Genomic DNA, 9,582 nt, shown 5'->3' with positions numbered 1-9,582 from the left:
CCAATTCATTTAAATGTCCTCCACTTCGATATTTGGATATACTTCATATTCTTCGTCGTATTCATCGTGAAACTTATTCATATTAACAAAAATACGTGCTTCATCTTCAACAGTTAATCCATGTAATACTTCCGCAGGACATTCTACATAATCTAGATGTTTAAGCGCTTCAACTCGACGAATACCATCAATAATATATAGTCCATCTTCTCTCGCGCTAACTGTGATATATCCAATTGCAAGTCTTTCAAAATTTTCAATAATACCATCAGCATTAGGATTATCTGAAGAACGATAGCTGTAATCTACTTTCAAATCATTAATATTTACTGTTTTAAATTTTTTATCCATTTTAATTTTCCTCCACAATTCCAAAATTATTTTCAATCTGCTGTACCGCCCACTGAATAATTGATTCTAAATGTTTCTCACGGCTCACAGTTTCATACCATTCATTCACGCCATCTTTAATCTTATGTTTGTACTCGGTTGCTACATCGTCACTTACTGCAATCAATGTATTGTAAATCTCATCAAGCACTTGTGTTTGTTGTTCGTTCATTCCTAATTACCTACCTTTTTCTTATTTTTAAGTTCTAAAATTCTGCTAATATCTAACTCCATGCACGCAATGCAAATATCTTTACTGACTTCTAGGAAATGCTTTTTAAATACATCTGGTGCTATGTTGAGTAATAACTGTCCGTCTGAAATCTTTACATTTCGCCAATTAAGTAAAGTCTTTGTAATTACAACTTATTGCTTCATGTTACTTACCTGCTTTCAATTTCAAATTTTTTAAATCATTGTTGCGATTATCCATTTGGGATGTGATATGATCCATAAATTCGTCAACGTCTGACTTTTTGAAACGATACGTATTTCCTATCATGAAGTATCTGAGCCCATTTTTAATAAGTAGATCCTCAATCGTCGGTTTACTTAAATTCAGATATTCCGATAATTCTTTATAGGTCATGAAATATTTTTGTCTTGCTAATTCGTCCACACGTTCATCAATTGCTTTTTGAAGCATGTCCCTAGCTTCTTGTTCGTCAATATTAATATTGAACATGGTTTAAGCCTCCTTTAATTTAACGTACTTTAATTTCTTTACTAAATAACTCATCAATGGATTTGTTATATAATCCACTTAAAATCCGTGCTTCCGGTAATGTAAAACTTGCCTTACCACTCTCTTTTAATTGATAACGTTGTGGCGAAATACTTAACTGCTGTGCCACGTATTTTTGAGTATGACTGTGTTCTCTTCTTGTGATGTATAAAATTGGATATGCTAAAGTCATCATTTTTACCTCCATACAACATATATATGTGTTATTTTCAGACACATATATAATATATAATGGTTATTGCAATTTTGTCAACCTTTTATTTCGTTTTACATTTAAAACACCATATATATATGTTATTATTTAAGTGAAGAGGTGAGAAAACAATGATTAAATTCAAACTAAAAGAAATAATGGAAAATAAAAACATGAAAATTAGCGACCTAAATAAAAAAACTGGAATATCTAGAAACTCATTGAGTTTACTGATAAATGGTAAGAGTAGAGGGATTCAATTTGAGACCTTAGAAAAAATTATCGGTGCATTAAATGTTGAAATAGGAGATCTTTTTGAAAAAACTTTTGATAAACTAGAAATAGTTTTACATAATAAAACGAAAATTCACTACAATATGAATAACTCTTTAGCACATAAGAGAGAGCGTCTTTCTAATAAAAAATATAACGCTTTAGAATCTACAATATATGAGGATAACATTATTAGAAAAGGATACATTCCTTATGACTTACAATTAAACTTTGAAGAAAAACCATATTGGTCGATAGAAATAAAACTTCATTATAGTGAGTTTTATAAAATATTAAAAGAATTATTTAACGAAAATAAATATTTACCTGTTATTTTTTCGCATTATTTTGCCAAGAAAATCATGATGTATGAAAAAGAAAATATTGATAAAGTAAAAAAACAATTTAAAGTTAATGATGATTTTTTTCATGTTTCTATACCGCGTAATATATTTCTTGGTACTACAATCTTCACTAATATCGAAGGCGAAGATGAAATAAAAAAACTTTTAAATTATATAAATGAAACAAATAATATCAAAGTTGAATATGATGACTCAATGGTCATTATTAACAAATAATATATATTTAAAATATTAAGTAGGTGACCACAATGGCTAGTTACGATCAACTCAGTAATAAAACATGGCGTTACCGTATTAGCACCGGTAAGAATCCTGTTACAGACAAATATGAATATATATCTAAAACGGACTTTAAACGTAAAAGCGACGCACGTAATGAGGCAGAAATGATAGAACGCCAATTAAGAGATGGCAGTTACATTGCGCCTTCTACAATGACATTTGAAGCAGTCGCTCAAGAATGGATAAAACACTATGCTCTAGGCGTTAAAGTAAGCAGCGTGAGAGCAAGAGAGCGTGGTTTGAATGTTGTGGTTAATCTTATCGGACATCGCCCTATACAAGCTATTACACGCTATGAATACCAGCAAGTAGTTAATGAGATTAGTGAGAAATACAGTAAGAATTATATAGATAGTATCTTAACCACATGTAATTTGGTTTTTAAGTATGCTTTGAATATGAATTTGATTCAGAAGTTACCGAACGAAGGCATAAGCAGGAAAAAGAAACCGAAGACGGTTGAGGAAATTGAGAACAATGATATATTCGAAAAGTTTCTTGAAAAAGAGGAATTGGAACAATTTTTATATACGGCTAAACACAACCATAAACCACAAGGCAGTTTTGAGTTGTTTTCTACTATGGCGTATTCAGGTTGCCGTGTGGGCGAAATGTTAGCTTTGAAGTGGTCTGATGTGGATTTTGAAGAAAATACAATACGTATAACTAAAACCTATTACAATCCCAACAATAATAAGCGTAAATACCAAATACTCACGCCTAAAACTCAATCTTCTATACGTACTATTACATTAGATCCAATAATTATGGAGATGTTGAAAGATTATAAAGTTAACGTACAAGACAAGTGGAAAGATGAACTCTATAAAGATAATAACTTTGTGTTTACAGACAATAACGGCTATCCGCTCAGTTTTAAACGTATTGCCTTATGGATACAAGCGATTATGTCACAACTAAACATAAAGAAAAATATTACATCTCACTCATTCAGACATACCCATTGTGCCTTATTGATTGAGGCAGGTGTACACATTAAAGAGATACAAGAACGCTTGGGACATGCAGACATCAACACAACAATGAACATTTATGCCAAGATTACAAAATCATATAAAAAAGATGCTTCCACAAAGTTCAGCAACTTCATGGAAAGCACCTCAAATAAATTATTCGAATAATTATGTCATTATTTTGTCATTACGAAGAATAAAATGCCGTCACATCAAGTGTTAGCAATGTTTTTACATCATGCCTGGCATGCCCATTCCTGGGTTGCCTGCATCATTATTTTCTTCAGGAATTTTAGCTACTACAGCTTCTGTTGTTAAGAACATTGCTGCTACACTTGCAGCATTTTGTAATGCTGAACGTGTTACTTTTGTAGGGTCTACGATACCTGCATCTAACATATTCACCCATTCACCAGTAGCTGCGTTGTAACCAACACCTGGATCTGCATGTTTTAATTTTTCAACGATAATTGAACCTTCTAAACCAGCATTTTCAGCAATTTGACGTACAGGTGCTTCTAATGCTTTTAAGACGATATTAATACCTGTTTCAACATCACCTTCAGCTTCAATTTCGCTGACACGTTTGTATACATTCACTAATGCAGTACCGCCACCAGCAACAATACCTTCTTCTACTGCTGCACGTGTAGAGTTCAATGCGTCTTCGATACGTAATTTACGTTCTTTTAATTCTGTTTCACTTGCAGCACCGACTTTAATTACTGCTACGCCGCCAGTTAATTTAGCTAAACGTTCTTGTAATTTTTCACGGTCGAAATCTGAGTTAGTTTCTTCAATTTGTGATTTGATTTGTGATACACGTGCATCGATAGAATTTTTATCTCCGTCACCGTTAACAATTGTTGTATTGTCTTTAGTAACTTCCACTTTATTTGCTGTACCTAACATATCAATAGATGCATCTTTCAAGTCATAACCTAAGTCATCAGTGATGAACTGTGCACCTGTTAAAATTGAAATGTCTTCTAACATTGATTTACGACGATCACCGAAACCTGGTGCTTTAACTGCGACTGCAGTAAATGTTCCACGCATACGGTTTAATACGATGTTTGTTAAAGCATCGCCTTCTACTTCGTCAGCAATGATTAAAATTGGGCGATTAGATTGAACAATTTGTTCTAATAATGGAAGAATATCTTGGAATGAGCTGATTTTTTTATCAGTCACTAAGATATATGGACGTTCTAATACAGCTTCCATTTTTTCAGAGTCAGTTACCATATATGGAGATTGGTAACCTCTATCAAATTGCATACCTTCAACTACGTCTAATTCTGTGTTGAATCCGTTTGATTCTTCAATACTGATAACACCGTCATTACCAACTTTATCCATTGCTTCTGAAATGTATCGGCCGATTTCTTCATCGGCTGCTGAAATAGCACCAACTTGTGCAATTTCATTTTTATTTTCAACTTTTTGAGATTGATCATGCAAAGCTTGTACCGCTTCGCCTACTGCTAAATCAATACCTTTACGTAAACCAACAGGGTTCGCACCGCTTGTTACGTTTTTTAATCCTTCTTGAATCATTGCTTGTGCAAGTACTGTAGCTGTTGTTGTACCGTCACCAGCAATTTCATTTGTTTTATTCGCAACTTCTTGCACTAATTTTGCACCCATATTTTCATATGGATCTTCAAGTTCAATTTCTTTCGCAATCGTTACCCCGTCATTTGTAATTAAAGGTGCAGTAAATTCTTTGTCTAGCACCACGTTACGACCTTTAGGTCCGATTGTTACTTTGACTGCATTCGCAAGTTGATCTACACCGCGAAGCATTGATTGACGTGCATCTTCAGAAAATTTTATTTCTTTAGCCATATGTTTATAGCCTCCTGTTATTTGTTATGATTGATGTATTATTGTACGATAGCTAGAATTTCTTCTTCACTGATAACAAGGTATTTGTCTTCACCGACTTGTACTTCACTTCCGGCATATTGTTCAAATACCACAGTGTCGCCTTCTTTAACTTCAGGCGTAATAACAGTACCATTATCTAAAGTTCTGCCTGGTCCGACTGCGATAACTTTACCTTCATTAGATTTTTCTTTCGCTTTATCAGTTAATACGATTCCGCTCTTAGTTGTTTGTTCACTTTCAACTCTTTGAATTATCACGCGATTCCCTAATGGTTTAAGCATGGTCGTTCCTCCTCTAATCTGTTGCAATTGTTTATTTCATATTTGATTTATTTACATATCAAGTTTTGTTTAGCACTCTCATATCCTGAGTGCTAATCCACTTTCTATATTAATCAAAATTGGTCAATACATCAAGCAATTAGAATTTTATTTTCCTCGCACAAACTTTTAGTTTAAAATGAATATAGCAACTAGATAGTATGGAGGAGTTACATTATGTCACGACTATGGTTTTCAATCCTAACCTTGATCGTTTATGGACTTGCATTGTTCGGTCCACAGATGTTGTATCGTGCTGGTTTGTTTGATCATTTTAAAGGCAAACAACTTATGCTTACGACATCATACACACAAGTCATTTTAATGATTTTAGCAGCATTGGTCATTTTGTGGATGAATTATAAAATCAAAAACAAAACACGTTTAGAATTACAACCGAAAGTCCAAAAACGTTATGTCATTCTTTGGGCCATTGTAGGGCTCATTGTCGTACTGTTATATCAAATTATTGCTTCTCTATTAAATCATTTTGTATTTAAAATCGATCAGCCAAGCCCGAATACAACCGGCATTATGAAAATTATTCAAGAAGCACCTATTTTTATTGTACTCGTGGCAATTGCTGGACCTTTCTTAGAAGAATTCGTATTCAGAAAGGTTATCTTCGGTGAGATTTTCAATATTCTTAGAGGTAATAAAGTCATACGTTTTATCATTGCCGGCACAGTCAGCTCAGCATTATTCGCTATGGCACATAACGACCCAAACTTTATTTTAATTTATTTTGGTATGGGCTTTATTTTAGCTGGTTTTTATATTTACACCAAGCGTATTGCCGTACCCATTTTAATTCATATCTTCATGAATAGTTACGTGGTCGTCATTCAATTATTATTCGCAGACGATCTTAAAAAAATGCAAGAATCTGTATCATTTATTTTTCATATGATTGGATATTAAAAAATCACGCAACAGGTTACTCTCGAACTTGTTGCGTGATTTTTTTGAATTAGGTTCTATTAATATAGTTACTAATCTAAATACTATATTATTGCTTCTTTCGTTTCATAATCATTAATACAATACACCAGATAAATGCAACCCCGAATACAATTAACAAAGTGTTGAGTAAGCGTGGGTATTTCTGATTATCAGTTGTTTTTTCTTCTTGTTTCTTTTTCGCTTTATCTGCATTTTGTTTTGTATCTTCTGAAGGTTTGGTTGTCTGTTTAGCTTCAGCATGCTTATCTCGTTTTACTTCTTTTAAATCTGGCATTGAGCCTAAGTCACTTGTTACTAATCCTAAAATTTGCAAGTCTAGATTTGCATAATATTGTTGCGCTCTCATAGGACTGAAATACTGATATTTGAAGTAGCCCGTACTTTGCTGTAAATTATTTAAATTACTATTATTACTAAAATTTTGCGGTTGCAACACTGCATGAACATCATCTTCAGTTGACTGCGTATCATCACTAATCATACCTACTTGATGAACGATGAATGGATTATATCTAAATGACCCTGTAATCAAATGGCCATAACGGTCACCAATTAAACCTAAATTCGAAAAAGGCATTACTTCATCCGGAGCTTGCTGTTCATTTAAGCCTCCATTTAAAGAAGGTGTTGCCGAAGCGAAATTAGAACTGTTCGGTATATAGTCAGCTGATGGATGATAGCTTGAAGTTGGCGTGACTTGTTGATTCGGTTGATATGAATTTTGTCCAGATTTATTGTTGCTTGGTAAATTATTGTCTGATGGGCCTTGTTCCGGTGTCTCTGGTGTAGTGGGTCCATCTGGCATTGATGGTTCTCCTGGTTCAGGCTCCTCTGGTGTTGGTTCGTCTGGCACAGGTTTTTCAGGTGATGGTTCAACTGGATGTGAACCGCCCTCTCCTCTTTGTGGAATCGTACCGCCACCTTGTCCTTTATCATTTTCACTATTATCTTCAGGTTTTTCTGTATTATCGCCTGAAGATGGTTTTTCTTCTGGATTTGTTTCTTCAGGTTTTGGTTCCTCTGGATTTGGTTCTTCTGGATTTGTAGGTTCGGGTTGGGTTTCAGTATTATTACTGCTGTCATTTGGGTTGTCTGAACTTTCTGCACCTGTTGAACTGCCTCCAGGTTGATCGTTTGGTTGAGGTTTTGTCGTATCTTGTGAAGTGTCTTCTTGTGTTGTATTTGTCTCCTCATTTGTCGATGTATTATTTGATTGTGTTGTTGTTTGGTCTTCTTTTTGTGTTGTAGTATCACTCTGTTGGTTTGGCTGAACACTAGATGAAGTACTTTCATTTGAAGTGTCACTCGGACTTTGAGTTAACGTTTCTTCTTCAGGCGCGCTTTGATTATTTAAACCATCTGATTGTGTTTTAGTTGTTTCTGTTTGTTTTGAAACAGGTACTTGTTGATTATTTTGTGCTTGTTCTGCGGCATGTGTTACTGTACTTGGTAATAGCAGCCCAGTTGCAGCGATGGTCAATGTTAATTTTTTGTATACTTTCTTTTTCATTTTAACGCACCTCCTTTTATCAAATATAGCAATCAACTTAAGTATATAAGAACTTATCTTTAAATTCTATATGTATATTAGAATGAAAAGAAGTGTTAATATACTTAATAATTTGTAATAATCCAAATAAAGCACTTAAATATCAGATTATTATCAATATTGGAAATTCATAACGTACTTTAGTACAGTAATATTAATAAAAGAATGGAGAGGATTATCAATGAAAGTTCAACTATTTCAATTCAATCTTGCGCATGGGAACGCGAAGGCCAACCAAGAAAAGATTGAATCACTATTTTCAAAACACCTTGAATCTGATACAGACGTCGCTGTTTTACCTGAAATGTGGAATAACAGTTACGCACTAGAACAATTATCTACTTTATCAGATGATGATTTAAAAGAGAGTCTATCATTCATTCAAAAGCTAAGCCGTGCTTATAACGTTACAATTGTTGCTGGATCAGTTTCTAATAAGAAAAAAGGCAATACTTTTAATACTGCATTCACAGTTAACGCACAAGGCGAATTGATTTATCAATATGATAAAGTACATCTCGTTCCTATGTTAGATGAGCATTTATACTTAACTGGCGGTGAAACTGTTCCTTATGTCTTTAACCTCAATGAACAAGTGCGTGCGTCACAAATCATTTGCTATGACTTACGATTCCCTGAAATTGCACGACACCCTTCTATTGAAGGTGCAGATATTTTATTCTATGTAGCTGAATGGCCAATGGCACGTTTAAGTCATTGGCGTACTTTGCTCCAAAGCCGAGCGATTGAAAATGATATCTTCGTTATCGCTTGTAATACTTGCGGTTTTGAAAAAGATGGTGGCACAGAATACGCGGGTCATTCTCTTGTGATTAATCCGAATGGAGAAATCTTAGCCGAAGCAGGAACTGAAGAAGAAGTCTTAACTGTAGATATTAATCTTGATGAAGTTAAACAGCAACGACAAAATATTCCTGTCTTTGATAATAGACGTCCTCATCTTTATAAATATGATCAATAAAAATAACCCATGAGTTTGGGAGGAACTCATGGGTTTTACTTATTATTAAGGGAATGTTTACAGTTATTTTTCTATCTATTTTTGGGGATGTTATTAATTATGAAAAAAATTTAGTGAATTTACCGATATTTGATAAATTTAATGTTACTAACGATAATTTAACTACAATGATATGCATACCGAACGCTTCATTTCCGATATACATATATGAGAGATGCAGGAATCAATGCAAGGACAAACACCAATTCCTGCTATAAGGATTAAACAATTTAGTGCTTATACTCAAAGGACAATAAATAAGGAATTATTTTTGAGTGAATTTTTGAACTGTTTCGATGATTAATTTCACGAATTCACCGATAGTGCCTACGATATCGCCTGCCATGTGTATTGCCCCCTTTCTTTTCAATATAGGATGATCAGTTAGTCTAAGGCATGTTAGACCTACGAAGAATATTAACGATGCCATAAACCAATTTCTTTGAAATATTAAGATGAAGTAAGGTAACCACATTGACTTCAAACACGATATGTTTATGTAATGTGTTACCTGAATTCTTATCACATCTCTGTGATACATCTTCATTAAAACATCATTTCTAAATTTAATGTTAAATAATCCCTAACTTATGATATTTCAATCATAACTGTCT

General features: G+C 33.8%; 13 protein-coding genes. 4 read left to right on the top strand and 9 right to left on the bottom strand.

Going from position 1 to position 9,582, the window contains the following annotated elements:
* Positions 1-9: 9 nt before the first annotated feature.
* The 5 genes from HMPREF2846_RS08805 to HMPREF2846_RS08790 are packed head-to-tail and all read right to left on the bottom strand — an operon-like array spanning position 10 to position 1,310.
* On the bottom strand, positions 10-351 hold the full coding sequence (locus tag HMPREF2846_RS08805) for a hypothetical protein (RefSeq protein ID WP_070626468.1): 342 nt from the start codon (positions 349-351) through the stop codon (positions 10-12).
* 1 nt (position 352) lies between these two features.
* Positions 353-562 carry a type II toxin-antitoxin system antitoxin TscA gene (tscA, locus tag HMPREF2846_RS08800; RefSeq protein WP_070626467.1) on the bottom strand — a complete coding sequence of 70 codons (210 nt, stop codon included), beginning with the start codon at positions 560-562 and terminating at the stop codon, positions 353-355.
* 2 nt (positions 563-564) lie between these two features.
* Positions 565-750, bottom strand: coding sequence for a pathogenicity island protein (locus HMPREF2846_RS14930; protein WP_371099756.1), 186 nt, complete (start codon positions 748-750; stop codon positions 565-567).
* 19 nt (positions 751-769) lie between these two features.
* Positions 770-1,075: a helix-turn-helix domain-containing protein gene (locus HMPREF2846_RS08795; protein WP_070626466.1), complete on the bottom strand. Its 306-nt coding sequence runs from the start codon at positions 1,073-1,075 to the stop codon at positions 770-772.
* Positions 1,076-1,094: 19 nt separating this feature from the next.
* A complete protein-coding gene (locus HMPREF2846_RS08790) occupies positions 1,095-1,310 on the bottom strand; it encodes a helix-turn-helix transcriptional regulator (protein WP_070626465.1) in 216 nt (71 codons plus the stop codon).
* Between the two features lie 149 nt (positions 1,311-1,459).
* On the opposite strand from HMPREF2846_RS08790, the gene HMPREF2846_RS08785 reads away from it, so the two are divergent.
* Both HMPREF2846_RS08785 and HMPREF2846_RS08780 read left to right on the top strand, forming a co-directional pair.
* Positions 1,460-2,182 carry a helix-turn-helix domain-containing protein gene (locus HMPREF2846_RS08785; protein ID WP_070626464.1) on the top strand — a complete coding sequence of 241 codons (723 nt, stop codon included), beginning with the start codon at positions 1,460-1,462 and terminating at the stop codon, positions 2,180-2,182.
* A gap of 32 nt (positions 2,183-2,214) precedes the next feature.
* Positions 2,215-3,390: a tyrosine-type recombinase/integrase gene (locus HMPREF2846_RS08780; RefSeq protein ID WP_070626463.1), complete on the top strand. Its 1,176-nt coding sequence runs from the start codon at positions 2,215-2,217 to the stop codon at positions 3,388-3,390.
* A gap of 63 nt (positions 3,391-3,453) precedes the next feature.
* Here HMPREF2846_RS08780 and groL read toward each other — a convergent pair whose 3' ends face one another.
* Both groL and groES read right to left on the bottom strand, forming a co-directional pair.
* Positions 3,454-5,073 carry a chaperonin GroEL gene (gene groL / locus HMPREF2846_RS08775; protein ID WP_002481715.1) on the bottom strand — a complete coding sequence of 540 codons (1,620 nt, stop codon included), beginning with the start codon at positions 5,071-5,073 and terminating at the stop codon, positions 3,454-3,456.
* 38 nt (positions 5,074-5,111) lie between these two features.
* Complete coding sequence (gene groES / locus HMPREF2846_RS08770) at positions 5,112-5,396, bottom strand: co-chaperone GroES (RefSeq protein WP_002481716.1); 285 nt, start codon at positions 5,394-5,396, stop codon at positions 5,112-5,114.
* Between the two features lie 216 nt (positions 5,397-5,612).
* Here groES and mroQ point away from each other — a divergent pair, with 216 nt between their 5' ends.
* Positions 5,613-6,356, top strand: a complete 744-nt coding sequence (gene mroQ, locus HMPREF2846_RS08765; RefSeq protein WP_070626462.1) for an intramembrane glutamic endopeptidase MroQ — start codon at positions 5,613-5,615, stop codon at positions 6,354-6,356.
* Positions 6,357-6,444: 88 nt separating this feature from the next.
* Here the strand turns inward: mroQ and HMPREF2846_RS08760 are convergent, their stop codons facing one another.
* A complete protein-coding gene (locus tag HMPREF2846_RS08760; RefSeq protein WP_070626461.1) occupies positions 6,445-7,908 on the bottom strand; it encodes an SdrH family protein in 1,464 nt (487 codons plus the stop codon).
* 220 nt (positions 7,909-8,128) lie between these two features.
* Here HMPREF2846_RS08760 and HMPREF2846_RS08755 point away from each other — a divergent pair, with 220 nt between their 5' ends.
* Positions 8,129-8,929 carry a carbon-nitrogen family hydrolase gene (locus HMPREF2846_RS08755; RefSeq protein WP_070626460.1) on the top strand — a complete coding sequence of 267 codons (801 nt, stop codon included), beginning with the start codon at positions 8,129-8,131 and terminating at the stop codon, positions 8,927-8,929.
* Between the two features lie 304 nt (positions 8,930-9,233).
* Here the strand turns inward: HMPREF2846_RS08755 and HMPREF2846_RS14430 are convergent, their stop codons facing one another.
* The gene (locus tag HMPREF2846_RS14430) at positions 9,234-9,398 is read right to left on the bottom strand and encodes a delta-lysin family phenol-soluble modulin (RefSeq protein WP_158257062.1); all 165 of its coding nucleotides are present in this window, start codon (positions 9,396-9,398) and stop codon (positions 9,234-9,236) included.
* Positions 9,399-9,582 lie beyond the last annotated feature (184 nt).

The sequence above is a fragment of the Staphylococcus sp. HMSC056G08 genome (genome assembly GCF_001812305.1).
GTDB classification, from domain to species: domain Bacteria; phylum Bacillota; class Bacilli; order Staphylococcales; family Staphylococcaceae; genus Staphylococcus; species Staphylococcus simulans.
The sequence above is the reverse complement of the archived record's forward strand: the minus strand, read 5'-3'. Positions and strand labels throughout refer to the sequence as shown.